Raw genomic sequence first — 26683 nt, 5'->3', positions numbered from 1 at the left:
CAAGATACGAGCCGAAATCCCACGCATTTTGGGCGATTTTGTGCCGGAATACCATTGCGTGAAATCCGTCATAGAACTGTTACGCCAACGTATCATTCTCGTCACACCGTATAGTTAACGATGCATTTGCGTAGCCATTTCGGTGCGCAGTTATTCCAGCAGAAGGACGCTGCCATGTCTCCTCGTGACGAGATCATCCACTCTGATGAATTCGGCAATAAAGCCGAAGCCTTCGAAGCCTTTGACGACATTCCCACCAACCCCAACCTGTCCTCGACCATCGGCGATGTGATCAACACGCGCTATGGCCGCCGTGACGTGTTGCGCGGTGCGTTGGGTGTGTCTGCGACGACCGCCCTTTTCGGGACCTCGGCCCTTGTGGCGCCTACCTCCGCCAACGCCAGCACCGCCGCCGACAGCCGCTATATTTTTGATGAGCTGCAATGGGGCAACGACGAAGCCCACCACATCGCAGAGGGTTATAACGCCGACGTTCTGGTGCGCTGGGGTGACCCGATCACCGCAGATGCCCCTGAATTCGACGTGATGAACCAGACAGCTGCGGCCCAGTCCCAGCAGTTTGGCTACAACAACGATTACGTTGGTTTCGCCGAGATTGAGCCCGGCCGCGGCATGTTGTGCGTGAACCATGAATACACCAACGAAGAAGTCATGTTCCCCGGTCTTGGCCGTCAGGACCGCGACGGCTTCAAGGGGATGACCCGTGATCTGGTGGATATCGAAATGGCCGCCCACGGTGGGTCCGTGTTTGAAATCGTAAAATCCGCAGAGGGCGCGTGGTCAGTGAACCGAAATAACCCCGCCAACCGCCGGATCACAGCTAACACCCCGATGACCTTTGATGGCCCCGCTGCGGGCAACCCACGTCTTCGTACCTCTGCCGACCCTGCCGGGATGACCGTCTTGGGGACAATCAACAACTGTGCCGGCGGCATGACGCCATGGGGCACCTACCTGATGGCCGAGGAGAACTTTCACGGCTATTTCTGGTCGGATGTCGTAGACAGCGAAGGCAAGGTCGACATCTCGGCCCAGCCCGAGGCCGAAAGCATGAAACGCTACGGTGTGCCCGGGCGTTGGTACGCTTGGGGCCAGCACCACGACCGTTTCAACATCGACAAAGAACCGAATGAGCCGAACCGCTTTGGCTACATCGTTGAGGTCGACCCCCTGAACCCGGATGCGATGCCCATCAAGCACACGGCCTTGGGGCGGTTCCGCCACGAAGGTGCCGAAGCCATTGTCGCCGCTGATGGCAAATTAGTGATCTATTCTGGCGACGATAATCGGTTCGATTACCAATACAAATGGGTCTCAGCTGAGGCCGTAACATCCGAAAACAGCCACTTTGGGTCCACGCTCTTGTCCGAAGGCACATTGTATGTCGCGCGCTTTAACGCCGATGGCGTGGTGGATTGGCTGCCGTTGGTTCATGGCCAAGGGCCGCTTACGGCGGAAAACGGGTTCGACAGCCAAGCGGATATCGCAATTGACACCCGCATGGCGGCAGACGCGTTGGGGGCCACTCCGATGGATCGCCCTGAGGATGCGCAACCCGGTCCAAACGGCACCGCGTACCTGATGCTCACCAACAACTCGCGTCGCAAGCCAGAGCAGGTGGATGCCGCCAACCCGCGTCCACAAAGCAACTTTGGTCACATCATCGAAATCAAGGAAGACGGCGAAAACCACTCAGCCACCAAAGGCACGTGGGACATCGTTGTTCTTTGCGGCGATCCAACAATTGCCGAAGTTGGTGCACGTTGGAACCCTGAGACAAGCGAAAATGGCTGGTTCTCATCGCCCGACAACTGCGCGTTTGATGACAGCGGGCGGCTTTGGATTTCGACCGACCAAGGCTCTGGCTGGGGACGTACTGGGAAATCGGACGGCCTGTATTCCTTGGAAACAGAGGGCGACCTGCGCGGTCACTCCAAGCTGTTTTTCCGCTGCCCTGTGGGCGGAGAGTTGTGCGGCCCCTACTTTGCCGACAACTCCGAGACGCTGTTCCTTGCGGTGCAGCACCCCGGAACCGACGGCACCAAGGATTTGGTAGGCTTTGAGCGCGACTCGACCTTTGAGGACCCAGCCACACGCTGGCCTGATTTTGAGCCGAACATGCCGCCTCGCCCCTCAGTGGTCGTGGTCACAAAAGAAGGCGGCGGCAAGATCGCGGTCTAGGTCCCATCAGATAAATCGAGAGGCCCTGGCAAACGCTGGGGCCTTTTGTCATTGGGGCCTTTGGCGCAATGCCGCAACCCGTTCAAACCGGTCGAATTGCGGGGCCATTGTGCACCACTCACCCTCGGCCAAAACCCAGTGGGTATCTCGATCAGTGGCGTGAATAATAATACGATCCTCGCTCATGGTCATGCCGCTGCTTGGAATAATCAGGTTCAAAAAGACCGCGAGGGCTTCTGTCGTTAAACACATAATCAGGTTCCTTTCAGAGGGCCCAAGTGTTCTTCCGACGATGAGCCCGTGATCAAAAACCTCCCGGGAACAGCCTCCCACGGAACCATTAGAAAATCATTAACCAATGCTGCGGCGCAGCAATTTCAACAAATGCAAGCGTTCAACCAATGATTTTCGCCCATTTCATAGGCGGTTTGATGTCGATACGCGCAGCCACAGGCTTTGCGCGATCTGTCACATCCGTCAGCCCGCCGCCCCTTGGTAAATTCAATTAACCAAAGGACACCATACCCCATGCCCGCAAATCTGATCGCCCGTTTGACCGAAATCCTTGGCACAAAACGTGTGTTAACCAGCCCCTCCGCCACGGAACGGTACCGCCAAGGTTTTCGATCCGGTGGGGGCGACGCGCTTGCGGTTTGCCTGTCCCAGACGCTGTTTGAACAATGGCAGGTGATCGAAGCCTGCGTGGATGCCGACACGATTGTCATCATGCAAGCCGCCAACACAGGCTTGACCGAAGGCTCAACCCCAAGCGGCACCTATGACCGGGATGTGGTGATCATCAGCACCCTCGCGCTGGACACCATTCACGTCTTGCCTGGGGCAGAACAGGTCGTGGCCCTGCCGGGTGCCACCCTTTTCACCCTGGAAAACGCGCTAAAGCCGCTGGGCCGTGTTCCGCATTCTGAGATTGGCTCATCCTGTTTGGGCGCCTCTGTGATCGGCGGCATTTGCAACAATTCTGGCGGCGCATTGGTAAAACGCGGCCCCGCCTACACCGAACTGGCGCTGTACGCCCAGCGCACTGCGGACGGCACATTGCATCTTGTGAACAACCTAGGCATCGACCTTGGCGATACGCCCGAAGAGATCCTGAACAACGCAGAAGCAGGCAAGTGGCGCGATGTGCAGCGCCCGCAAAAACTGGCCTCAGACCGGGAATACGCCGCGCGCGTCCGGGAGGTCGATGCAGAGACCCCCGCCCGCTACAACGCCGACCCGCGACGCTTGCATGAAGCGTCGGGATGCGCAGGAAAGGTCGCGGTGTTTGCCGTGCGGCTGGACACATTCCCCACCGCCGATGCCACGCAGGTTTTCTACATCGGCACGAATGAAACCGCGCGCCTGACCAATCTGCGCCGCGCCCTTCTGACAGAGATGAGCGACCTGCCCGTGCTGGCGGAATACATGCACAAAGACATCTACGACATTTCCGAAAGCCACGGGCGCGACACGTTCCGCATGATCGAATGGCTGGGCACAGACCGCCTTCCGCAATTGTTTGCGATGAAGGGGCGTGTGGATGCCATCGGTAATCGCCTGCCGTTTGTGCCCAACAACGTGAGCGATTGGTTGATGCAATTCGCCTTTGCGCTGTTCCCGTCGCACCTGCCCAAGTTTATGCGCGACATGCGTCAGACCTATGAGCACTACCTGATCCTAAAGGTCGAAGGTCCGGGCATTGCAGAGGCTGAGGCGATCTTAGAGCGGGTGTTTGCAGAGGAAGGCGCCTATCGCAAATGTACCGAAGCAGAGGGCAAAAAGGCACTGCTACACCGGTTTGCCGCCGCAGGTGCCGCAGCCCGCTACGCCGCCGTACACCCCGGCCCGGTTGAGGATATCCTCGCGCTGGATATCGCGCTGCGCCGCAACGATGAGGCTTGGTTTGAGGAACTGCCCGATGAGATCAACCAGCACCTGAGCCACAGGCTCTACTACGGGCATTTCCTGTGCCACGTGTTTCACCAAGACTACATCGTCAAAGCCCACGGTGACCCCAAAGCGATCAAGGCCGCAATGCTGGAATTGCTGTCGGAACGGGGTGCAAAGTACCCTGCGGAGCATAATGTCGGGCACCTGTATGAAGCCGAGCCCGCGTTAAAAGAGCATTATGAAACATTGGACCCTACCAATACGTTCAATCCCGGCATCGGGAAAATGTCAAAGACCAAGCAGCCGATTGCGGCGGAATAGCGTTAGGAGAGTGGGCTGAGCCAGCCGATCACGAGCGAGACGGTCACGATGGACACAGCCGTCGTGACCAAAATCGCGGCAGATACACGTGCGGGTGCCACGTTATAATACTGTGCCAACATATAGACGTTGCCTGCAACTGGCAGCGCAGAGGCGGAAATCATCACCACGGCGGCAAAGGGCTCGACCGGGAACAACACGAGGGCGGCTAACGCGACAGACAACGGATGCAGCACCAGTTTACAAAAGCTGAGCCAAGCCGCGACCTCAATACGTTCAGCCGACTTGCTCGCCAATGATGCACCGATTGCAAACAGCGCACCGGGTGTGGCAGCCGCCCCCAGCAAGGACAGGAATTCGTTCACCGGGGCGTACAGCTCTCGGCCCGAGTAGGACCACATCAATCCCAACACGATCGAGACAATCATGGGGTTTTTCAAAAGCCCCAGGCCCACAGTTTTGAATACACCCAACGACATGCGCCCATCGCGCGAACCCGTGATCAGGATCACAATGAGCGATGAGAACACGATCAAGTCCGTCGCCAAGACCATCAACATTGGGCCTGCTGCGGCTTCTCCCAACAGCAAAACGAGCATTGGGATGCCGAGAAAGCCGACGTTGCCGATGATCGCCACTTGCGCCTCAATCGCGGCTTCAGCGACCGATAGCCCCCGCCAAAACGCAACCGCCGTGGCCAATAAGTAAACGACGCCACACCCCCAAAGGTACGCCCCCACAAACCCGGGATCAAAGATATCCGACAGCGACAGGTTCGCCGCAAAGTTGAACAGCATCGCGGATAGGGCAAAGAAAAACACGAACTTCGTGAGGTATGCCGTCGCCTCAGGCGTGAAAAAGCCCCGACGCCCGGCAAGATAGCCCAGGCCAATAATCCCAAAAAAGGGAAGCGTTTTGAGGAATATGTCCAACATTAACCGAGAGCTATCCCAGTGCGCGGGGGGCGTCTAGGCTTGCTGATGGCAAAAGCGGTTGTGTGGGTGTGCACATCGGGCTGCGCGAAAAAGTGAACCGTTGAGTTCATTTTTATGTTGCTAAACGGATCGGTTCAAATTATCCAACCAAATACGAACTGAACAGTTCAGTATTTACTCAACTCTCGGCACAACACACCGACAATTGCACGCGAAAGGTCATTCATATGAAACTCCTCCCCCTCCTGATTGCTCTCTCCCTTGGGCTTGCCGCCGTCGCTCCCGCGGTGCAGGCCTCGACCTTGATAGGCACGGCTTGGGACACGCCGCTTGTTTTCCCCCAACAAGACAGCGCCCCCATCGTCAAATCCGGCCGGACCGGACAGACACCCCAAACCACGGGCAAATAGCCCACTCTCAAGGTCACAAAGAGGCATCCGGAGTTACCGCTCCGGGTGCCTCTTTTCGTATTGCGTGGCTTTCCACCGGCGAACGCTTGCTTGAAGTGAACCGTGTCGTTTACAATCAACCCCAAGAAGAGGGAGAGACCGATGGAAGTAGAGAGCCTGATCAAGCGCGGCCGAAAATTCGATCAGGTGATCGACGGCGCATCGCGTGTGTTCATGGCCGAAGGGTTTGAAGGCGCAAGCGTTGACACCATCGCCCGCGAGGCTGGCGTGTCAAAAGCCACGCTCTACAGCTACTTTCCCGACAAAAAGCTACTGTTCATCGAGGTCGCGCAGCGTGAGATAACGCGCCAAGCCAGCCTGATTGCGGAAATCGATCACGATGGCCTCAGCGCCCGTGAGGTTTTGACCCAAATCGGGACAAATCTAGCGACGCTCCTGATGTCGAAGTTCGGGATCAGCGTGTACCGTGTTGTGATCGCCGAAGCCGGGCGTTTCCCCGAAATTGGGCAGCAGTTCTATTGCCAAGGCCCCTGCGTGACCGTCGATCGCATGATGGCGTTTTTCAAACATGCCGAAGATCGGGGTGAGCTAAAGGTCGAGGACCCGCACCTTGCCGCCCATCAATTCGCCGAGCTGTGTAAGGCGGACTGCTTTTTCGAGGTGCTTTTGGGGATCAAGTCCAGCGTTTCAGCCGAGGATATCAAGCGGGTTGTCGACAGCGCAGTTGAGATGTTTCTGACGCGCTACGGCACAGCCGCCTAGCAAAGGGGCGAGATTGCTCCCGCCCCTCGCACTTTAGTAGACCACGACGGAGCGGATGCTTTCGCCCGCGTGCATCAGGTCAAACCCTTTATTGATGTCATTCAAGCCCATGGTGTGGGTGATCATGGGGTCGATCTCAATCTTACCATCCATGTACCAATCCACGATCTGAGGCACGTCTGTCCGACCGCGCGCACCGCCAAAGGCGGTCCCACGCCAGACCCGCCCGGTTACGAGCTGGAATGGCCGGGTTGAAATTTCGGCCCCCGCAGGTGCCACCCCGATAATGACGCTCTCGCCCCAGCCCTTGTGTGCAGACTCAAGCGCTGTGCGCATCACATTCACATTGCCCGTCGCATCAAATGTGTAGTCCGCCCCACCCTTTGTGAGGTTCACAAGGTAGGGGACCAAATCACCCTCAACTTCGTTGGGGTTCACAAAGTCGGTCATGCCGAACCGCGTCGCCATTTCGACCTTGGCTGGGTTCAGGTCCACGCCCACGATCTGATCCGCGCCCGCAAGCCGCAGCCCTTGGATCACGTTAAGCCCGATGCCACCCAGCCCAAACACAATCGCGCGCGAGCCGATTTCAACCTTGGCCGTGTTGATCACCGCGCCGATGCCCGTCGTGACACCACAGCCAATGTAGCAAATTTTGTCGAACGGCGCGTCGGGGCGCACCTTTGCCAGCGCGATTTCGGGCAAGACGGTGTGATTGGAAAACGTCGAGCAGCCCATGTAATGCAGGATTGGATCTCCATCCAGCGTCGAAAACCGTGAGGTCCCATCAGGCATAAGGCCCGCGCCTTGAGTGGAACGAATCGATTGGCACAGGTTGGTCTTGGGGTTGAGGCAATACTCACACTCCCGACATTCGGGCGTATACAGCGGGATGACGTGATCACCCGGCTTCAAAGACGTCACGCCGGGCCCGACCTCTAGCACAACGCCCGCACCTTCGTGGCCCAAGATCGCCGGGAACAGCCCCTCTGGGTCCGCACCCGACAGCGTAAATTCGTCCGTATGACAAATACCTGTGGCTTTGATCTCGACCAAAACCTCACCCGCTTTGGGGCCTTCTAGGTTCACATCCATGATCTCTAGGGGTTTTCCCGCGGCGATGGCCACGGCGGCTTTTGTGCGCATAATCTGTCCTCCCGATTTGCGGGAACCTTCCGTCAAATCGCGGTCCAATGCAATTGTCTTGCATCAGGGCCATCCTTCCCCTATATCCGCCTTCAACAGCGGCGCGCCCCTGGCGCCCACCGGAATATGCAGCGGGCCGCTTGGCTCGCTTTTTTTGTTTTGAGGACCCTTTTTGTCTGAACTAATCGCCAAAACCGCAATGGATGTCCGTCTTGCTGACATCGTCACCCCAGTCATCGAAGACATGGGCTTTGAACTGGTGCGCCTGCGGCTGATGTCAGGCAAAACGCCGATCCTGCAAATCATGGCCGAAAAACCCGAAGGCGGGATTGAGGTCGACGATTGCGCCCAGATTTCCACCGCTATCAGCGCCATCATGGATGTCGAAGACCCGATTGTGGATGAGTACACGCTTGAAGTGTCCAGCCCCGGGATCGACCGCCCCCTGACACGGCTGAAAGATTTTGATGCTTGGAACGGCTACGTCGCCAAGATCGAAACCACCGAGATGATTGATGGCCAGCGCCGTTTCAAAGGCACGATCGCCGGCACAGAAGGTGATGAAGTTCTATTGGAAATCGAACAAGGCACCATTGGCCTCAAGTTCGAATGGCTCTCGGACGCCAAACTGGTGCTGACCGATGAGCTGATCCGTGATGTTTTGCGTGCCCGCAAGGATGCAGGTGCGATTGATGAAACCCAATTCGATGATGTTGAAACCGTCCTAGACGACGAGGAGTCCTGAGACATGGCCATTACCTCCGCCAACCAGCTGGAACTGCTGCAAACCGCTGACGCCGTTGCCCGCGAGAAGATGATCGACCCCGGCCTTGTGATTGAGGCCATGGAAGAAAGCCTCGCACGGGCCGCAAAGTCCCGCTACGGCGCCGAGATGGATATCCGCGTCAGCATCGACCGCAAGACCGGCCGCGCAACCTTTACCCGCGTGCGGACAGTTGTCGAAGACGACGCCGTTGAAAACATGCAGGCCGAGCTGACCGTCAAAGAAGCCCGCGTCTACAAAGAAGACCCGCAGGTTGGCGATATGCTGATCGACGAAGTGCCCCCCGTTGAAATGGGCCGCATCGCTGCGCAATCCGCCAAACAGGTGATCCTGCAAAAGGTGCGCGAAGCTGAGCGTGATCGTCAGTACGAAGAATTCAAAGACCGCGCCGGCACGATCATCAACGGTTTGGTCAAGCGCGAAGAGTATGGCAACGTCATCGTCGATATCGGCGCGGGCGAAGCAGTGCTGCGCCGCAATGAGAAAATCGGCCGTGAAAGCTATCGCCCGAATGATCGTATCCGCGTCTTTATCAAAGACGTGCGCCGTGAGCCGCGTGGCCCGCAGATCTTCCTAAGCCGGACAGCGCCAGAATTCATGGCCGAACTGTTCAAGATGGAAGTGCCCGAGATTTATGACGGCATCATCGAGATCAAAGCTGTGGCCCGTGACCCCGGTTCGCGTGCGAAAATCGCTGTGATCTCGTACGATGGGTCCATCGACCCCGTCGGTGCCTGTGTTGGTATGCGCGGTAGCCGTGTGCAGGCCGTCGTGAACGAGCTTCAGGGCGAGAAAATCGACATCATCCCATGGAATGAAGACGCGCCTACATTCCTCGTGAACGCGCTTCAGCCTGCTGAAGTGTCGAAGGTTGTTCTCGACGAAGAAGCCGAGCGCATCGAAGTCGTGGTCCCTGATGAGCAGCTGTCGCTCGCGATTGGCCGTCGTGGTCAGAACGTGCGGCTTGCATCGCAGCTGACCGGGCTGGACATCGACATCCTCACCGAGGCCGAAGAATCCGAGCGTCGTCAGAAAGAATTCGCGCAACGCACGCAGCTCTTCATGGACACTCTCGATCTGGACGAATTCTTTGCCCAGCTTCTGGTGGCCGAAGGCTTCACTTCGTTGGAAGAAGTCGCCTACGTCGAGCAAGACGAACTGCTGAGCATCGATGGTGTGGACGAGTCCACAGCAGATGAGCTTCAGGCCCGTGCCCGTGACTTCCTCGAAGCACAAAACAAGAAGGCCATGGAGCGCGCGACCGAACTGGGCATCGAAGATAGCCTCGTGAACTTCGAAGGTCTGACGCCCCAAATGCTCGAAGCTCTGGCCGAGGACGGTGTTAAGAACCTCGAAGAATTCGCAACATGTGCGGATTGGGAACTTGCCGGTGGTTGGACAACCATCGATGGCCAACGCGTAAAGGACGACGGCCTGCTGGAGAAATTCGACGTAAGCCTCGAAGAGGCCCGCGATATGGTTATGACCGCCCGCGTCATGCTGGGCTGGATCGACCCCGAAGACGCTGCTGCTGACCCCGATGCCGAAGGCGCGGACGATGAGGCACAAGCCGACGAGGAGGCCGAGGTCTAATGGCCTCGGATTTCGCGCTTGGGCCGAGGTGGCAAAGCTAAATCACGCGACGTTCAAGAACGTCGCTGCATCGCAACAGGAGAAGTGCGCCCAACGTCGCGCATGATCCGTTTCGTCGCTGGCCCAGATGGGTCAGTGGTTCCGGACTTGGCAGGGCGACTGCCGGGTCGGGGCATTTGGGTTTCGTCCGACCGCAGTGCGGTGGAACTGGCCGTTAAGAAAAAGCTATTTTCGCGTGCGGCAAAGACACAGCTGACGATCCCCGAAGGGATGGTCGACCGCATCGAGACGGGCCTTTTGCGCCGGGTGCAAGACAGTCTTGCCCTTGCACGCAAGGCAAGTCAGGCGATCACGGGTTACGAAAAGGTCCGTGGCTGGCTTGAACTGGAACGCGCCCGTGTGCTGATGCAAGCCCGCGACGGTTCAGAGCGCGGCAAGACCAAACTGAAGGCCCCCATTCAAAAGCCGGGCGGGCCTGATACATTCATTGGCCACCTCTCAGCCGAAGAGCTGGGACTGGCATTCGGACGCGACAGAGTCATCCACGCAGCCCTAAGCGCTGGTGGACTCAGCAAACGTGTTGTAGAGGAAGCCGCAAGGCTTCAAAGCATCCGCAAGGATATCGGCGGGAATGGGTCCGCCGGGAAGGAACAGACAGACGCATGAGCGATCAAGACGGTAAAAAACCCCTCGGACTTTCTGGTGGCGCACGTAGCGGCCAAGTGAAGCAAAGCTTCGCCCGCGGACGCACCAAAAGCGTCGTCGTCGAGACGAAGCGTAAACGTGTTATGGTACCAAAAGCTGGCAACGCCGGCACCAATGCCACTGCCCCCACAGTCCCCACGGCAACTGATGCCGAAATGGACCGCCGGCTAAAGGCGCTGCAAGCAGCCAAAGCCCGCGAAGCGGATGAGGCCGAGCGCCGCGCCCGCGAAGAGCAAGAGCGCGCCGAAGAGCGTCAGCGCCGCCGCGACGAGGCCGAGGCCAAAGAGCGTGCTGAGCGTGAGCGTGAAGAAGCCATCAAGCAGCGCGAAGAAGACGAAAAGCGCCGCAAAGAAGAAGCAGCCGCCGACGCCAAGCGTTCCGCGGAAGCAAAAGCCGCACCCGCAGCAGCCGCAGCACCTGCGCCCGCCAAAGAAGGTCGCCCTGCGCCCTCTGGCCCGCGCACCGAAATGCCGCCTCGCCGCAAAGAAGAAGACCGTGGCGACAAGCGTGCCAAGACTGCCGCCGACGATCGTCGTCGCTCTGGCAAACTGACGGTGAACCAAGCCCTGACCGGTGGCGAAGGTGGACGTCAACGGTCCATGGCTGCGATGAAGCGCAAGCAAGAGCGTCAGCGTCAAAAGGCGATGGGCGGCTCGGTTGAGCGTGAAAAAATCGTGCGTGAAGTTCAGCTGCCTGAGGCGATTGTCGTCTCGGAACTGGCCAACCGTATGGCAGAGCGTGTCGCAGCCGTTGTAAAATCGCTAATGAACGCTGGCATCATGGCCACGCAGAACCAAGTGATCGACGCGGATACTGCGGAACTGATCATCGAAGAATTCGGCCACAAAGTTGTGCGCGTTTCCGACGCTGACGTTGAGGACGTGATCCAGACAGTTGACGACAAAGACGAAGACCTCAAGTCTCGTCCGCCCGTCATCACCATCATGGGCCACGTTGACCACGGTAAAACATCCCTTCTGGATGCGATCCGCGACGCCAAGGTTGTTGCTGGCGAAGCCGGCGGGATCACCCAGCACATCGGCGCCTATCAGGTGACAACCGAAGGCGGCACCGTGTTGAGCTTCCTCGACACCCCTGGCCACGCGGCGTTCACGTCCATGCGTGCCCGCGGCGCCCAAGTCACGGATATCGTGGTCTTGGTGGTTGCCGCTGACGACAGCGTGATGCCTCAAACGATTGAGGCCATTAACCACTCCAAGGCCGCTGGCGTGCCCATGATCGTTGCGATCAACAAAATGGACCGCCCCGCAGCCGACGCACAGCGTGTCCGCACCGAGTTGTTGCAACATGAAGTCGTGGTTGAGGCGATGTCAGGTGAAGTCCAAGACGTAGAAGTCTCGGCGCACACCGGCCAAGGTCTGGATCAACTGCTAGAAGCCATCGCGCTTCAGGCTGAAATCCTAGAGCTTAAAGCTAACCCCAAACGTGCCGCCCAAGGCGCCGTGATCGAAGCACAGCTTGACGTGGGCCGCGGTCCCGTCGCGACTGTCCTCGTGCAAAACGGGACCCTGCGCAAAGGCGACATCTTCGTCGTCGGTGAGCAATGGGGTAAAGTCCGCGCACTGGTGGATGACAAAGGCCAACGCGTCGACGAAGCCGGACCTTCCGTACCTGTTGAGGTGCTAGGCCTGAACGGAACGCCCGAAGCTGGCGACGTTCTGAACGTTGTCGACACCGAAGGCCAAGCACGCGAAATCGCTGAATACCGCGAAAAAGCTGCCAAGGATAAACGCGCCGCCGCTGGTGCCGCAACGACCCTTGATCAGCTGCTTGCAAAGGCCAAAGACGATCAAAACGTGTCCGAGCTGCCCATCTTGGTGAAGGCTGACGTGCAGGGTTCTGCCGAAGCGATCATCCAAGCCATGGAAAAAATCGGTAACGATGAAGTCCGCGTTCGTGTGCTTCACTCCGGTGTGGGCGCGATCACGGAATCTGATATCGGTCTGGCCGAAGCCTCCGGCGCGCCAGTCATCGGCTTTAACGTTCGGGCCAACGCGCCTGCGCGGAACTCGGCCAACCAAAAGGGCGTTGAGATCCGTTACTATTCGGTGATCTACGATCTGGTTGACGACGTAAAAGCCGCCGCATCGGGCCTTCTGTCCGCAGAGATCAAAGAGACCTTCATCGGCTACTCGCAGATCAAAGAGGTCTTCAAAGTCTCTGGTGTCGGCAAAGTTGCTGGGTGTCTTATCACCGAAGGTGTGGCACGCCGCTCCGCCGGTGTACGCCTTCTGCGCGACAACGTGGTTATCCACGAAGGCACGCTCAAGACGCTCAAGCGCTTCAAAGACGAAGTCAAAGAGGTCCAGTCTGGTCAAGAATGCGGTATGGCATTTGAAAACTACGACGATATCCGCCCCGGCGACGTGATCGAAATCTTCGAGCGCGAAGAAGTCGAACGTGCGCTCTAAGCTGGGTGCCAATAAAGAATGAAACAAAGGGCCTTCTTCGGAAGGCCCTTTTCTATTGGATCAAGCGATTTGCACGGTGCGGTTGCGCGTCCAGATGCTCAGGTTCAACGCCGCGGCGACCGAAACCCACACGAGGTAGGGCGCCGTGATCCAAAACGCGAGTGTGTCCATCGGCCAAAGCATCGCCAACATTCCCAGCACCGACAGCCACAGCAAACCGATGATCACAAGTCCTGCGCCCAACCGCTGCAACCCAAAGAACACCGGCGTCCACAACGTGTTGAGCGCGATTTGCAGCGCCCAAAAGGCCATGACATACGCAGAGCCCTCCATCGGTGCCACGCGCGCTGCCGCAAATGCGATTGAGATATAGAGCACCGTCCAAGCCAACGGGAAAAGCCAGTCGGGCGGTGTCCACGTTGGCTTATCGAGGCCACGATACCAGGCACCGGGTGCAAACATGCTCCCCGTGGCGGCGGCGGCGCAACAAGCACCGAAAAATATTGCGAAAAGGGTCCAATCCATGACCCTTAACTAGGGCGCATTTCTCCGGGTTCCAATAACCCCCGATCACGCGCCTCCAATTGCGCCAAAACCGTCAGCACAGACTCGCCCCAGCCAACCGCTGCACGCGGATGCGCGGCGGCGTTCACCAAAAACGCAACCTCATCTAAGGGGCGCGCGTAAACCACCGATGAATAAGGCATAACGCTCGCCAAACTGGCCTGTAACATAGATTGACCGATCCAGCCGATCTTTTGGCGGCCACTCGTATGGGCCCGCTGGGTGATACTGTCGAATTTTGCGCGCCGTATTTCCCGGCCGATGCCGTCATATATGTTGCGCGCTGCAAATATCCCCAAGCGCGCCTTAACCGGCAATTTGGCGATGCCTGGCTCGGACCGAATGTAGAGCCGATGTGCCTCTGCCAACAGCTTCTTGACCATGCGCCGGACCTCTGGCGTCGGAGTTGGGTTGGCAAAAAAGGCCTCAACGTCGATCTGCGCCTCTTCCAGCCAGTCCAACGGCAAATAGATGCGCCGTGCGCGCGCGTCCTCTCCGACATCGCGGGCAATGTTGGTGAGCTGCATCGCAACGCCCAAATCACAGGCCCGCGCCAACGCATCAGGGTCGCGTACACGCATCAACACGCACATCATCGCACCCACCGCGCTGGCGACACGGGCCGAGTAACTGCGCACGTCGGACAATGTTTGATACCGCCGCTCCATCCCGTCCCATGCGAGGCCTTCTAACAGGGCTTCGGGCAGGGCGCGTGGCATCTCGAACTCTTCGATCATCGCGGTAAAGGCCCGGTCCGCAGGCGCATCAAAGGGTCGCCCTGCATAGGCACGCTCCAACCGATCGCGCAGGCGTAAAACGGCGGGGGCTTTGTCCTCAACCTCATCCACGGCGTCATCCGCCAATCGGCAAAACGCATACAGCGCCAATGCTGGGTCCCGAATGTCCGAAGGCAAAAGTTTCGACGCCGCCCAAAAGCTGCGCGACCCTGTGCGAATGGCTTCGCGGCAATGCTCTAGGTCAACGGGGTTCATTCGGCGGCTTCACGCATGTCTTCGGTGATGTGCATGGGCGGCACAGCGGGCACCAGTTTGCCCAACACCTCCGCCGAGGAAACAACACCCGGCAAGCCAGCGCCCGGATGTGTGCCCGCCCCCACAAGGAACAGGCCCGGCACTTCTTCGCTTACGTTGTGAGGCCGGAACCATGCGCTTTGCAGGATGCGCGGCTCAATCGAGAAGCCTGCGCCAAAGGGTGATAAATACCGATCCCGGAATTCATTAGGCGTGAACACCGCACTCGCAGAAAGATGTTTCCACAAGCCGGGAAGCATCTTTTCTTCCAACACGTCTTGAACCTTTTGGCGGTAGGTTTCCGCCATTTGCGTCCAATCCACCGGGTCTTTGCCACCCAAGTGCGGAACCGGCGACAGGGCATAGAACGTATCGCCCCCCTCCGGCGCCACACTCGGGTCGGTGACCGAGGGGCGGTGCACATACAGGCTCATGTCATCGGCCAGCTTGTTCTTGATAAAGATGTCGTTGAGCAGCCCTTCATAGCGCGGACCGCTAAGAATGGTGTGGTGCCCCACGTCTTTCCACATATCGCTGGTGCCGGACGTGCCAAAATACCAAACGAACAATCCCATGGACCAACGCCGCGAGCGGACCTTACGATCCGTCCAGCGTTTACGTTTGTGATTGCGCAAGAGCCGGGTGTAGGTGAACCCGGCATCCGCGTTGGACACAACAATCTCAGCCGCTTCGATTGCACCATCCGACAGACGCACACCAGCGGCCCGGCCATTCTTGATGAGGATCTCATCGACCTCTTCACCCAACCGAACACGGCCGCCTTGATCCCGGATCACATTCGCCATCGCGGTCGCCATCGCCTGCACACCGCCCATCGCGTAGTGCACGCCGTATTCTTTTTCGAGATGGCTCACGAGCGCATACATCGACGTCACATGCGCCGGGTCCCCGCCAATGAACAGCGGGTGAAACGACAACGCCATGCGCAGACGTTCATCTTTGACCCGCTTCTGCGCGAGCTTCAGAATAGATTGATCCGCCCGCAACAGCCCAAAGGTCGGCAGAACTTTGATCGTGTCCCATGCCTTGTGCATCGGCTTGGCGACCATACCCTCAAACCCGACGACATAGCGCCGCGCGGCATCCTTCAGAAACCTGCGATAACCGGGCACATCTTTGGGCGAAAGGCGCGCAACTTCGGCCTCCATCGCCTCAGTGCTTTGGCGCGCGGTGAATGTTTCGCCGTCGGGAAACCGAATTTCGTAAAAGGGGTCCATGGGGCGCAGATCAACGTCTTTGTCGAAATCGCGCCCGCACGCAGCCCACAGATCCCTATAGACCTGAGGCACGGTAACAATCGTCGGCCCAAGATCAAAACGGTGTCCATTTGATGTGATTGAGGACCCTCGCCCCCCCACAACATCCAGCCGATCAATGACCGTCACACGGTATCCCTTGGCGCCCAAGCGCATACCGGCGGCCAGCCCGCCAAGCCCAGCGCCCACCACAATAGCATGAGGACGGCCAGCGGCATTAGGGTCAGCTTGAATACGGGAATCGACTACGGTCATTTTATTTGTCACTCTATATGTCTAGTTTACTTTACATATTGCGGGCTAACTTGTCTCTCCCAAAATATATAATACCTTCATATTTGACAAAACATGTGTCACACTAAGTTGACACTAAGGCGAAGGAGAGTCGTGATTCAGACCGTTACGCTCAACTTTTTCCGTTTCGGACCCATCTCGCAGCGTCTTTGGGCGTTTGCGCAGATGGGTGCCGCGCGGTTCAGCATGCCCAAAATTCCGGGGATCGGATTTTGGAAGCTATGCGGCTCGGGCACGGGCGAAGGTTTTACGCCAATTCCCAACACAGCCGTTTACGCTATCCTTTCCACTTGGGATGACATGGGCAGCGCGCGCGCGGGCCAAACGGCCTCGGTGTTCCAAAACTATCGCAAACACGCGGATGAGGCTTTCACCCTCTACCTTAGCCCCACAGCCGCTCGTGGCAGTTGGAGCAACCAGCAACCGTTCCGCGCGACCCCCGCGCCCGATACGCCCACTGGCCCCATCGCCGCGCTAACGCGTGCAACGGTCAAGCCATCGGTTGCCACACGGTTCTGGGGGCGAGTGCCTGACATCAGCACGGTCATCGGCTCAGACCCGAACGTGATGTTCAAAATCGGGATTGGCGAAGTGCCTCTCCTGCACCAGATCACCTTTTCGATCTGGCCCGACACAGACGCAATGGCCAACTTCGCCCGCCGGGGCGGCCCCCATTCCGAGGCCATTCAGGCCGTCCGCGATGAGGGATGGTTTTCCGAAGAACTATACGCCCGCTTCCATGTTTTGGATGCCGAGGGCACATGGGAAGGGCAGACGCCTCTCCCGCATTTTGAGGACGCAGCATGACACGTGTTTTTCCATTTTCCGCGATCGTCGGCCAAGACGAAATGAAACAGGCCATGGTTCTGACCGCGATTGATCCCGGCATTGGCGGGGTCTTGGTGTTTGGCGACCGAGGCACGGGAAAATCCACGGCTGTGCGCGCGTTGGCCGCCCTTTTGCCTTCGATCGACGCGGTTGCAGGTTGCCCCGTAAACGCCGCCTCCGAGGCGGAAATTCCAGATTGGGCGCAGGTTGAAGACCGCACAATCGTGTCCAAACCTACACCTGTCATTGACCTGCCCCTCGGTGCAACCGAGGACCGCGTGGTTGGCGCGCTAGACATTGAGCGTGCGCTGACACGTGGGGAAAAAGCGTTTGAGCCCGGCCTGTTGGCCCGCGCAAACCGCGGCTACCTGTATATCGATGAGGTCAACCTGCTGGAAGACCACATCGTCGACCTTTTGCTGGACGTCGCCCAGTCCGGCGAAAACGTGGTCGAGCGTGAGGGCCTCTCTATCCGCCACCCCGCACGGTTTGTGTTGGTCGGCTCTGGCAACCCAGAGGAAGGCGAACTACGCCCGCAATTGCTGGATCGGTTCGGCCTGTCGGTTGAGGTTGCCTCTCCCAACGACATCGACCTTCGGGTCGAGGTAATCCGCCGCCGCGATGCGTTTGAAAACGACCATGCCACGTTCATGCAGCACTGGAATGCTGAGGACAGCGCCCTACGTGCGCGTATCCTCGCGGCGCGTGAAACGCTCAAAACCATGAAAACCGACGACGCCGTATTGCGCGACTGCGCTGAGCTGTGTGTTACCCTCGGCAGCGATGGTCTGCGGGGGGAGCTGACCCTGCTGCGGACCGCCCGCGCGCTTGCGGCGTTTGAGGGTGCGAATGCCGTGACCCGCCAACATCTGCGATCCATCGCAGCCTCTGCACTGCGCCACCGCCTACGCCGTGATCCGCTGGACGAAGCAGGCTCAACCACCCGTGTAACGCGCGTGGTCGAAGAAGTCCTCGCGTGAGCGATGCCAGCGATATCTGGTCACGGGCGGCCCTTGCGGTTGCCTGTTTTTCCGTCGACCCCGCGGGATTGGGCGGCATTTGGGTGCGTGCGCGGTCCGGCCCCGTGCGTGATCGGCTGATCGCGGGCATTCTTGCGGGGCTTCCGCCCATGGGATTGCGACGGCTGCACCCCAATATTTCTGATGAACAGCTTTTTGGCGGCGTTGATCTGGGCGCCACTCTGTCATCCGGCAAATTGGTCCGTTCCAGTGGCATCCTTGGTACTCCAACCGCCATGCTGCTCCCTATGGCTGAGCGGGCGACAGCGGGACTATCGGCGCGACTTGCCCTGGCATTAGATGCACAAAGCGGACATGCCCTGATTGCGATGGACGAAGGCGCGGAACCGGATGAGCGCTTAGCCCCGTCGCTTGCGGATCGGGTCGCGATACATCTTGACCTGGATGCTTTGGCCGTGGGCGATTGCCCCCTGTTAGAGACTGATTTTGACGCGATTACACAAGCGCGGGCGCTGTTGCCCAATGTGCAGGCCCTGCCTGAGGCGCTGGATACACTGACCCGCCTGTCCGCGCGGCTTGGCATTACATCCCTGCGCGCGCCGCTTTTGGCACTGCGGCTGGCGCGGACATCTGCGGCATTGATGGGCGAAACGCTTGTGGATGAAGAGGACCTGACCCTCGCGGCGGAACTGGTTTTGGCCCCCCGCGCAACAGTCCTACCCCAATCAGAAACCGCTGAGCCCGAAGCAGAACCAGAGCAGCAGACACCGGACGCCCCCACTGACCCAGAGGACACCACCGAGCAATCCGAGTTGGATATGCCCATCCCTGAGGACATCTTGCTTGAAGCCGTGAAGGCCATTTTGCCCACCGATCTGCTGGCACAACTCGCAGCCTCCAAAGCGCCGAGGCGCACGGCATCCGCTGGTGGCACGGGCGCTGCAAAACGCGGCAACCGTCGCGGTCGCCCCTTGCCCTCGCGTCCTGGCGCGTTGGACGGAGAACAGCGGATCGACATGGTCGCGACCCTGCGCGCAGCAGCCCCATGGCAGCCTGTGCGCGCCAAGCAACAGCCCAATCGCACAGGCCTGCACATCCGGCCCGATGACATCCGCATTCGCCAGTTCGAGGAAAAATCGGACCGGCTTTTGATCTTTGCCGTCGATGCCTCAGGCTCCGCCGCGATGACCCGACTGGCAGAAGCAAAGGGCGCGATCGAGCTTTTGCTCGCAGAGGCCTACGCGCGCCGCGATCAGGTCGCGCTGATTTCATTCCGAGGGGAGGCGGCCGAAGTGCTTTTGCCGCCCACACGGTCGCTGGTTCAAACCAAACGTCGCCTTGGCGCCTTGCCCGGCGGCGGTGGCACCCCGCTTGCGGCAGGACTACGCGCGGCAATGGAGCTGGCCGAACAGTCCAAGGGCCGGGGCATGACACCATCCATCGCGGTCATCACCGACGGTCGCGCCAATGTCGCCTTGGACGGAGCCGCAAACAGGCCGCAAGCCGCCGAAGACGCCCAAACGTTGGGCCGTGTCATCCGTAGCCGCGACATCCCCGCATTAGTTATTGATATGGGCAATCGTCCACAGCCCGGCCTAAAGGATTTGGCCAGCACGATGGGCGCGACTTACCTGCCACTGCCCCGCGCCGATGCGCAGCGTTTGTCTACGGCTGTGTCTGTCGCGCTGGACGCATGAATTGGCTCAAGCATCAGGCGTCGTGGCCCCATGCGACGCATTCGTCTTTTCATAACGTGCGTCCCCATCGCTGGCATGTCCAAGATATGGGCGAAGGCCCCCTGATGCTGCTGCTGCATGGGGCAGGCGCGTCAACGCAGTCGTTCCGGGCATTGATGCCCCTTCTTGCGGCCTCTCATCGGGTGCTGGCCGTTGACTTGCCCGGGCATGGTTTCACGGTATCAGGTGCGCGCAGCCGGGCATCACTTGATTGCATCGCAGAGGATATGCGCGCTCTTTTGCGCCATATAGGCGTGCGGCCCAAAGTGATCGTCGGCCATTCTGCCGGAGCCGCTGTTGCCACCCGGATGGCGCTGGATATGCACACGCCGCCCGACGCGCTTATCGCGATCAACGGCGCGTTTGAGATGTTCGACGGAATGGCTGGATGGCTGTTTCCGATGATGGCTAAGATGCTATCGCTCAACCCGCTCACGGGCATGATATTTTCGGTCACTGCCGGGAATGAGGCCCGTGTTCGCAAGCTGCTGCAATCCACCGGGAGCGAGGTCGACGCCGAAGGTATACGGCTTTACCACGCCCTGATTTCGGACCGATCCCATGTCGAGGGGACGCTGTCGATGATGGCACAATGGCGGCTAGAACGGTTGCTGAGGGACCTGCCCAAAGTACCCTGCCCCACCCTGCTGTTGACGGGTGAAAATGACGGTGCAGTGCCGCCTAGCGTGTCAGAGGCCGCAGCCGCGCGCATCCCAACCGCTACGCACATAACCTATGCCAATCGCGGGCATCTTCTGCACGAAGAAGACCCCGAAACCGTGGCCGATCGCATTCTCAGTTTTCTTGCAGACAACAAAAAGGGCAGCCAAGCGACCGCCTGACTGCCCTCAGTGTTACTAAACCCCAGTTGAGCTTAGGAGCCGTCAGCCGAAAGGCTAGCGAGATAGGCGTACAGGTTTACAGCGTCTTCCGCTTTGCGCACCTTGAAGGACATCTTGCCCCGGCCGCTTTCGCCTGTGGCCTCTTGGGATGCGCCAGTTGGGTCCATCACGTACTTCACAAAGAACTCTTCGGTGTACACGACGCCTTGCTCAGCACCGGCCTCAAGCAGCTTGGAATAACGGAACCCATCGACGGAACCCATTGTCGCGCCAGCGATGTTGTACAGGTTAGGGCCGGTCTTGGCTTTGCGGCCAGCCAGCGTTTCGCCCGCGTCGTTGACCACAACGTGGCAGGATACGCACTGGCGGAACGCCTTCTCGCCCGCTGCGGCGTCACCGGTTGCAGCATGACCATCTGCCATGGCTGCGCCTGCAAAAAAGGCGGGCATAGCCATCAGGCCAGCAGCAAGAATTGCTAGTTTTTTCATTTGGATTACTCCCTTAATTGGATATCGCACTTGATAGAAGAATTAGACGCAAGGCCTCAAGGTTCCACAAAAAACTTCACATATCACAATCACGCGACGGCGTGGGCGATCGCGCATTGCTGCCACAACTGCTTAAGAGCGGAAACCAGCTTATCAATATCGGCATCCGTATGAAGCGGCCCGGGGGTAAAGCGCAGACGCTCTGTTCCTTTGGGAACGGTCGGATAATTGATGGGTTGAACGTAAATTCCGTACTGATCCATCAAGATATCGCTGAGCTGGCGGCACTTAACCGGGTCCTTGATCATCACAGGAATGATGTGACTGGGGTTATCGATGTGCGGGATGCCGGCGGCATCAAGCTTGGCGCGCAACTTGGCAACCTGACGCTTTTGCGCATCACGCTCAGCCGCGCTTTGCTTGAGGTGGGCAATGGACGCAGCCGCAGCCGCGGCAACTGCGGGGGGCAGCGCGGTGGTAAAGATAAAGCCCGACGCAAAGCTGCGCAAGAAATCCACCATCGCGGCAGAGCCAGTGACATAGCCACCCACGCATCCAAAGGCCTTGCCCAAAGTGCCTTCGATCAAGGTGATCCGGTCCATCAGGCCGCGTTCCTCGGCGACGCCACCACCGCGCGGGCCGTACATGCCAACGGCGTGGACCTCATCGATATAGGACATCGCGCCGTGCTTTTCGCACACATCAAGGATCTCTTCGATGGGGGCGATATCGCCGTCCATTGAATAAACACTCTCAAACGCGACGATCTTGGTGGCATTCGCAGGCAGCGCGGCCAGCTTGCGGTCCAGATCTTCGGGGTCGTTATGTTTCCAGATCACGCGGTCGCATTTGGCGTGGCGGATGCCCTCAATCATGGAGGCGTGGTTCAGCGCATCCGACAGGATCACCGTGTTCGGCAGGCGAGACCCCAGCGTGCTGAGCGCAGCCCAGTTGGACACGTAACCCGAGGTGAAAAGCAGCGCCGCTTCCTTACCGTGCAAATCGGCCAGCTCGGCCTCTAGGGCGACATGGTGGCGGGCCGTGCCGCCAATGTTGCGCGTGCCACCCGCACCCGTGCCGTGCGCCTTGACGGCCTCGACCATCGCGTCAACCACGTTGGGGTGTTGACCCATGCCCAGATAGTCGTTGGAACACCAGACTGTCACATCATCCGCGCCTTCGCCGTGGTTTTGAACCGTGGGAAAGGACCCGCACTTACGCTCTAACTCGGCGAAAATGCGGTAATTGCCCTCTTCTTTGAGCTTATCGAGTTGGGCTTGAAACAGGTTGTCAAAGGGCATTTTCGGGTCCTCCAGATGTCGTGTCTTGTTCTTTGGGCAGCATCCACCGCCAGAGTTTTTCGTCGGGCAGCCGCACGACCATGAACCAGTGCTCCAAAAGCGCCAGCGCAGTCATAACAGCCAATAGGGTAAAGCCGATCGCGGCCGCGGGGGTGGGCGCATCAGCGATGCGTTCCATGAAGCAGGCAACCGCAAAGCTGAGGCCTGTGACAGAGGTCGGAAACAGCCAGTTGATCCGGGATTCCCGGAAATGGCTGGGCACATGGACCAATGGTTTGGGGATGAACTCCGTGTTCACCTTACGCACGCCCAGATACAGGTTCAGCTTGGCGCTAATCCGGGCGACATACAGGATCGCAAAGGTCCAAAAGGCGAATTTGTTGGGCATCCCATAAGCAAAGAGCGACAATGCCATAAGCGCCATCACAAGTGCCACTTCGTGGTAGGCGACTGTGCCCCAAGCGCGAATGAACCGCTCCCACTCGGGGACGCCGGCGCGCAGCGGATAGCGGTTTGGCCCCGCAATCACGCCCGTCAAAAACGCCAGCTCAATCCAGCCCCAGATCGCCAGAGCCGAGAAAAACGCACCATAGACACCAAATAGCGAAGTGTCCGTGAACGTGATCCACGCCCCGGTGCCCCCAAGGATCAAGAGGGGCACGTTGCCAAGGGTCGCCCAAAGATGGCCGTCGGAATTATCAGCACGACGCACAACGAGCAGGATCACACCGGTGGCGAACCACCAGGCGAAAATGGCCACAAGGGCTGCGATCCAGACGTTTTCGAGCATCAGTAGCTGGGCTCCATCCGCACGTTTTCAGGGGGGGTGCTTTTCACGACCGGGATCATGAACAGCGTCACAAACGCAGCAGCCGCACGGGTGGTGCCGGAAGCTTTGCCCAACATGCGGGCGAGGCCGGTTTTCTTTTCGGCCACTGCCAGATCCGCGTTCGCCTTTTGCAGCCGCTTAAGCGTTGGAAGCCACTTGGGGTGATCGATATCCAGCATCATCGGAAAGATCTGCGCGCTAAGGTCAGAGGTCTTGCGGAACACCTCTTGGCCGTACCAATCCACGTCAACACCCAGCGCGTCATGGAAGGCGGGGCGTTGGTGGTCACGCACATACATCGTGCCAAACACAGCGGTCAAAAAGAACTTGATCCACAGTTTGTTTTGCCACGTTTCCGTCAGCTTGGGATCGGTTTTCATCAGCAGGGCAAACGCCTCGCCATGCGAAAACTCATCGTTGCACCATTCCTCAAACCATTTGAAAATCGGGTGGAAACGCTTTTCGGGGTGCTTTTCGAGATGGCGGAAGATCGTGATGTAGCGGGCGTAGCCGATCTTTTCCGACAGATACGTCGCATAATAAATGAACTTGGGCCGGAAGTAGGTGTACTTCTTTTTTTGGGTCAGAAACCCGAGGTTCACGGCGATACCCGCTTCGCGCAGAGCATCATTGATAAAGCCTGCGTGGCGGGCTTCATCCCGGGCCATTAGCTGAAACAGCTCGGTCACATCCTTGTTGGACCCCCGGCGTTTCATCTCTTTGTACAGAACGCAGCCAGAGAATTCGGCCGTACAGCTTGAGATCAGAAAGTCGATGAACTCACGCTTGAGCGTCGGCTCCATCCCATCCCAATCGACGGTGTCCCAATCGGCATTTTTCTTGAAATGCCCTTTGTTCGGGTCTGCCTTCATCTGCGCGATCAGGTGATCCCAATCTTCGCGGACAGGCTCTACGTTGATGGCGTCTAGCTCTTCGAAATCGGTGGTGTAGAACCGCGGGGTCAGCAGCGTGTTTTGCATCGCCAGCGCGGTCGCACCTTCGCTATCGACCACGTTGTGGTTGTCGGCGGCAAGGGCCTCTTCGACGGTGCTTGCGTCGGCGGAGTGTGTGTTGTGGACGTTCATGACATTGCCTCCTCAGAGAAGGAAAACTCGCAGAGTTCCATGAACTCCAGATCGCCGGTCATCCGCGTCCAAAGACGCTCAAGACCCGACGCGCGGGTGATGGTTGCGATCCGGTCCTCAGAGACGATTTCGCCGTAGGGCGCCATAATCTCGGGGCCTTGGACTTGGACCTCATCGCCGGGAAAGATGACCGCGCCGTTGTTGAATTTTACGTGCGCGTGGAGGCTCTCGAATTTGTGGCTGATTTCAACCGTGCAAGGCGCCGTCTCGGTGGTGCGTGTAAAAAATCCCATGGGTCTACTCCTCCAACATCGCGGCGAACGTGGCCGCATTGGTTGCGCCAAATCCAATCAACTCGGCACGCCATGCCGTATGATCGTCCCGCAGGGACAGTTGGCCATTTTCGAACAGAACAAGGCGAACGGGCAAATCAGGGCTAAGTCCCGCTTGGGTCCGGGTCCGCTTGAGCACGCGGTACACGCCCGCCACAAAGCCGCCTTGGGTCTCATCGAGGTCCGCAATCAGCGATCCGTTTGCGTCCAGCACACGGGCCGCTCCAGACATGCCATCCGCGCTGATAAACAGCACGCGTTCCTTGACAACGCCCACATCGGAACCTTCCATCATGGGCATGGCTTCAAGCGGTCGATCGGTCAGGCGGGCATAGGCCACGATGATAAGCGCACAGATCACAAGAACCAGCAACGCACGCAGCAGCAAAACAGGGATCATCTCCTTGTCGCGCTCTACGAGTTTCTGTTCGGGGGTCATTCTGACGGCTCCTTATTCTGCCGCAGCCAAAGAGGCTACGTTGGGCGTCGCATGAGCGGGGTCTATCCGCGCGACACGGGGTTGCGAAATTTCGGGTTCAGCGACTTCGGCCATAAGGCGCGCAACCTTTGCGGCCTGTGGGATACAGCGCAGCGCGGGTTCTGTGCGGGTGATCCGCCAAGGACGCAAATGCGGCCAAAGCGTCAGGTAACCAAAGCGGGTCTCGCCCAGCGTTTGCAGAGCGATGGTGCCGCTGCCATCCTTGCGAGTGGTCAGGTTGGCAGCAGCGATTTGTGTGAACGGAAAGTTCAACGTCATGGTGAGAGCAGCGCCAACGCGCATGATCACCCGACGGTTCGTGATGGTATAGACGGTCGATTTCGCCTGCGCCCATCCCGTCAGGATCAACATGATGCAGGCCACCGCCCCAAGCACAAGGTAGAACGAGGCGGCAGTCATCGCCTCGATCACAGACATGGTTGATCCCGCAACGATTGCCCGCCACCCAAACAGGATGAGGAAGTAGCCTGCCACCCATTTGAAGGACAGGCTTTCCTTGGTCAGCGCCCACCAGTTGGGTGCGCCCTGCCACAGGATGGTTTCCCCCTCGGGGAGCATCTCGGGCAGGCCGCGGATGGGTTCTTGGTCAAAATCGTCGTGGGACATGGGTCTGGTCCTTGTCGTTAAGTCGTCGTCTTAGATCTGAGGCTCTTGACGCGCCGGGTCCGCGTAAAGTTTGCCACCGCCGATGTAGCCACAGATCTTGTCTTCCTCGAGCAAGGTCACCTGATTGGGCGACTTGGTCAGAGGAATGCCTGTGAAATGCTTGCCATAGAGCGACTTCACTTCCACGCGGTCGGCGTGAATGCGGGTCAGCTGGATGGGCATCAGGCGCGAGGAACCGTCTTCGTCCAATTCAACGGACAAATAGCGGACCAGCTGTTCGGGGGCGTCGATCCACATGTCGTTGATCATCCCGACGATAGAACCGTCGGCTGCCTGAACCGGCAGACCACGGGGGTCACGACCAGCCGAAACGCGGAACGTCTCAGAGGCGCCCATAGGCACGATCTTGGTGTGGCCGTGGCCATCCAGTTCGGGCAGATCGCGGCGCGCAGCCCAAGATGCGGGGCCAACGCCATCAACCATCGGATCGCCGGTAGGCTCAAACGGGAAACCGTTTGGGACGGCCGACTGCTTGAGTGCAACGTTACGCTGGGACTGCACATCTGGGCCAGGCAGTGTGACGTCACCGCGGCCGTGGGGCAGCTTGAACGTCTTGGGGTTAGGGACCGGGAACGGCCCTTGGTTTGCGGATTCGGTCCCGTCGTCGTTTTCGAGCGGGTAGCCTTCGCGCATGTTTTCCGTTTGCAGATAGTAAATCAGGAGCGCGAAAAAGCCCCAGAATAGCCAGATCGAGAGACTGGCGAGATCGAAGTTGCCGAAGAATGGTTCCACCATGGGATGACCTCCTTGT

Annotated in this window: 26 protein-coding genes; 12 read left to right on the top strand and 14 right to left on the bottom strand. The window is 58.8% G+C overall.

What is annotated here, in order from left to right; genetic code table 11:
* Positions 1-174 precede the first annotated feature (174 nt).
* Positions 175-2202 carry a PhoX family phosphatase gene (locus PM04_RS12880; protein ID WP_038007487.1) on the top strand — a complete coding sequence of 676 codons (2028 nt, stop codon included), beginning with the start codon at positions 175-177 and terminating at the stop codon, positions 2200-2202.
* A gap of 48 nt (positions 2203-2250) precedes the next feature.
* Here the strand turns inward: PM04_RS12880 and PM04_RS12875 are convergent, their stop codons facing one another.
* Complete coding sequence (locus PM04_RS12875) at positions 2251-2454, bottom strand: hypothetical protein (protein ID WP_038007486.1); 204 nt, start codon at positions 2452-2454, stop codon at positions 2251-2253.
* 276 nt (positions 2455-2730) lie between these two features.
* Between PM04_RS12875 and dld the strand changes: the two genes are divergently transcribed.
* Positions 2731-4413 carry a D-lactate dehydrogenase gene (gene dld / locus PM04_RS12870; protein ID WP_038007484.1) on the top strand — a complete coding sequence of 561 codons (1683 nt, stop codon included), beginning with the start codon at positions 2731-2733 and terminating at the stop codon, positions 4411-4413.
* A 2-nt stretch (positions 4414-4415) separates the two neighbouring features.
* Here dld and PM04_RS12865 read toward each other — a convergent pair whose 3' ends face one another.
* Positions 4416-5348, bottom strand: coding sequence for an AEC family transporter (locus PM04_RS12865; RefSeq protein ID WP_038007482.1), 933 nt, complete (start codon positions 5346-5348; stop codon positions 4416-4418).
* 227 nt (positions 5349-5575) lie between these two features.
* Here PM04_RS12865 and PM04_RS12860 point away from each other — a divergent pair, with 227 nt between their 5' ends.
* Positions 5576-5758 (top strand): hypothetical protein, encoded by a 183-nt coding sequence (locus tag PM04_RS12860; protein ID WP_038007480.1) that lies wholly within the window; start codon positions 5576-5578, stop codon positions 5756-5758.
* A 141-nt stretch (positions 5759-5899) separates the two neighbouring features.
* Positions 5900-6520 carry a TetR/AcrR family transcriptional regulator gene (locus PM04_RS12855; RefSeq protein WP_038007477.1) on the top strand — a complete coding sequence of 207 codons (621 nt, stop codon included), beginning with the start codon at positions 5900-5902 and terminating at the stop codon, positions 6518-6520.
* Between the two features lie 33 nt (positions 6521-6553).
* Here the strand turns inward: PM04_RS12855 and PM04_RS12850 are convergent, their stop codons facing one another.
* On the bottom strand, positions 6554-7666 hold the full coding sequence (locus PM04_RS12850; RefSeq protein ID WP_038007474.1) for an S-(hydroxymethyl)glutathione dehydrogenase/class III alcohol dehydrogenase: 1113 nt from the start codon (positions 7664-7666) through the stop codon (positions 6554-6556).
* A gap of 172 nt (positions 7667-7838) precedes the next feature.
* Here PM04_RS12850 and rimP point away from each other — a divergent pair, with 172 nt between their 5' ends.
* From rimP to infB, 4 genes are read left to right on the top strand one after another with little or no spacing between them, the layout of a single operon-like run.
* Positions 7839-8411, top strand: coding sequence for a ribosome maturation factor RimP (gene rimP, locus PM04_RS12845; protein WP_072936780.1), 573 nt, complete (start codon positions 7839-7841; stop codon positions 8409-8411).
* 3 nt (positions 8412-8414) lie between these two features.
* Complete coding sequence (nusA, locus tag PM04_RS12840; RefSeq protein WP_038007471.1) at positions 8415-10043, top strand: transcription termination factor NusA; 1629 nt, start codon at positions 8415-8417, stop codon at positions 10041-10043.
* 18 nt (positions 10044-10061) lie between these two features.
* Entirely contained in the window at positions 10062-10709 is a 648-nt protein-coding gene (locus tag PM04_RS12835) for an RNA-binding protein (RefSeq protein WP_038007467.1), read from the top strand.
* The gene (gene infB / locus PM04_RS12830; protein WP_038007464.1) at positions 10706-13180 is read left to right on the top strand and encodes a translation initiation factor IF-2; all 2475 of its coding nucleotides are present in this window, start codon (positions 10706-10708) and stop codon (positions 13178-13180) included. The genes PM04_RS12835 and infB overlap by 4 nt, the downstream gene beginning before the upstream one ends.
* Positions 13181-13240: 60 nt before the next feature.
* Here the strand turns inward: infB and PM04_RS12825 are convergent, their stop codons facing one another.
* Genes PM04_RS12825 through PM04_RS12815 form a run of 3 tightly spaced genes read right to left on the bottom strand, consistent with a single transcriptional unit; the run spans position 13241 to position 16307 of the window.
* Positions 13241-13705: a TspO/MBR family protein gene (locus PM04_RS12825; RefSeq protein ID WP_038007461.1), complete on the bottom strand. Its 465-nt coding sequence runs from the start codon at positions 13703-13705 to the stop codon at positions 13241-13243.
* A gap of 5 nt (positions 13706-13710) precedes the next feature.
* Complete coding sequence (crtB, locus tag PM04_RS12820; RefSeq protein ID WP_038007457.1) at positions 13711-14736, bottom strand: 15-cis-phytoene synthase; 1026 nt, start codon at positions 14734-14736, stop codon at positions 13711-13713.
* On the bottom strand, positions 14733-16307 hold the full coding sequence (locus PM04_RS12815; protein ID WP_038007454.1) for a phytoene desaturase: 1575 nt from the start codon (positions 16305-16307) through the stop codon (positions 14733-14735). Before PM04_RS12815 ends, crtB begins: the two co-directional genes overlap by 4 nt.
* Positions 16308-16439: 132 nt before the next feature.
* On the opposite strand from PM04_RS12815, the gene crtA reads away from it, so the two are divergent.
* From crtA to bchO, 4 genes are read left to right on the top strand one after another with little or no spacing between them, the layout of a single operon-like run.
* On the top strand, positions 16440-17153 hold the full coding sequence (crtA, locus tag PM04_RS12810) for a spheroidene monooxygenase (protein WP_038007451.1): 714 nt from the start codon (positions 16440-16442) through the stop codon (positions 17151-17153).
* Positions 17150-18154, top strand: a complete 1005-nt coding sequence (gene bchI, locus PM04_RS12805) for a magnesium chelatase ATPase subunit I (RefSeq protein WP_038007448.1) — start codon at positions 17150-17152, stop codon at positions 18152-18154. The genes crtA and bchI overlap by 4 nt, the downstream gene beginning before the upstream one ends.
* Positions 18151-19851 (top strand): magnesium chelatase subunit D, encoded by a 1701-nt coding sequence (locus PM04_RS12800; RefSeq protein ID WP_081946106.1) that lies wholly within the window; start codon positions 18151-18153, stop codon positions 19849-19851. Before bchI ends, PM04_RS12800 begins: the two co-directional genes overlap by 4 nt.
* Positions 19848-20732 (top strand): alpha/beta fold hydrolase BchO, encoded by an 885-nt coding sequence (gene bchO, locus PM04_RS12795; protein WP_038007444.1) that lies wholly within the window; start codon positions 19848-19850, stop codon positions 20730-20732. Before PM04_RS12800 ends, bchO begins: the two co-directional genes overlap by 4 nt.
* A gap of 32 nt (positions 20733-20764) precedes the next feature.
* Here the strand turns inward: bchO and PM04_RS12790 are convergent, their stop codons facing one another.
* From PM04_RS12790 to puhA, 8 genes are all read right to left on the bottom strand, one after another.
* Entirely contained in the window at positions 20765-21220 is a 456-nt protein-coding gene (locus PM04_RS12790) for a cytochrome c family protein (protein WP_038007441.1), read from the bottom strand.
* Between the two features lie 89 nt (positions 21221-21309).
* On the bottom strand, positions 21310-22521 hold the full coding sequence (gene hemA, locus PM04_RS12785) for a 5-aminolevulinate synthase (protein WP_038007438.1): 1212 nt from the start codon (positions 22519-22521) through the stop codon (positions 21310-21312).
* Positions 22511-23311: a putative photosynthetic complex assembly protein PuhE gene (gene puhE, locus PM04_RS12780; protein WP_038007435.1), complete on the bottom strand. Its 801-nt coding sequence runs from the start codon at positions 23309-23311 to the stop codon at positions 22511-22513. Before puhE ends, hemA begins: the two co-directional genes overlap by 11 nt.
* Complete coding sequence (gene acsF / locus PM04_RS12775) at positions 23311-24435, bottom strand: magnesium-protoporphyrin IX monomethyl ester (oxidative) cyclase (protein WP_038007432.1); 1125 nt, start codon at positions 24433-24435, stop codon at positions 23311-23313. Before acsF ends, puhE begins: the two co-directional genes overlap by 1 nt.
* The gene (locus PM04_RS12770) at positions 24432-24728 is read right to left on the bottom strand and encodes a hypothetical protein (RefSeq protein ID WP_038007429.1); all 297 of its coding nucleotides are present in this window, start codon (positions 24726-24728) and stop codon (positions 24432-24434) included. Before PM04_RS12770 ends, acsF begins: the two co-directional genes overlap by 4 nt.
* Before the next feature lie 4 nt (positions 24729-24732).
* Complete coding sequence (puhC, locus tag PM04_RS12765) at positions 24733-25206, bottom strand: photosynthetic complex assembly protein PuhC (protein ID WP_038007427.1); 474 nt, start codon at positions 25204-25206, stop codon at positions 24733-24735.
* A 12-nt stretch (positions 25207-25218) separates the two neighbouring features.
* Positions 25219-25872: a photosynthetic complex putative assembly protein PuhB gene (gene puhB / locus PM04_RS12760; protein WP_052068474.1), complete on the bottom strand. Its 654-nt coding sequence runs from the start codon at positions 25870-25872 to the stop codon at positions 25219-25221.
* Between the two features lie 30 nt (positions 25873-25902).
* The gene (gene puhA, locus PM04_RS12755) at positions 25903-26667 is read right to left on the bottom strand and encodes a photosynthetic reaction center subunit H (RefSeq protein WP_038007424.1); all 765 of its coding nucleotides are present in this window, start codon (positions 26665-26667) and stop codon (positions 25903-25905) included.
* Positions 26668-26683 lie beyond the last annotated feature (16 nt).

Origin of the sequence: Thalassobacter sp. 16PALIMAR09 (assembly GCF_000765485.1) — a bacterium.
In the GTDB taxonomy this organism is placed as follows: domain Bacteria; phylum Pseudomonadota; class Alphaproteobacteria; order Rhodobacterales; family Rhodobacteraceae; genus Thalassobacter; species Thalassobacter stenotrophicus.
This window is presented reverse-complemented; position numbering and strand designations above follow the sequence as displayed.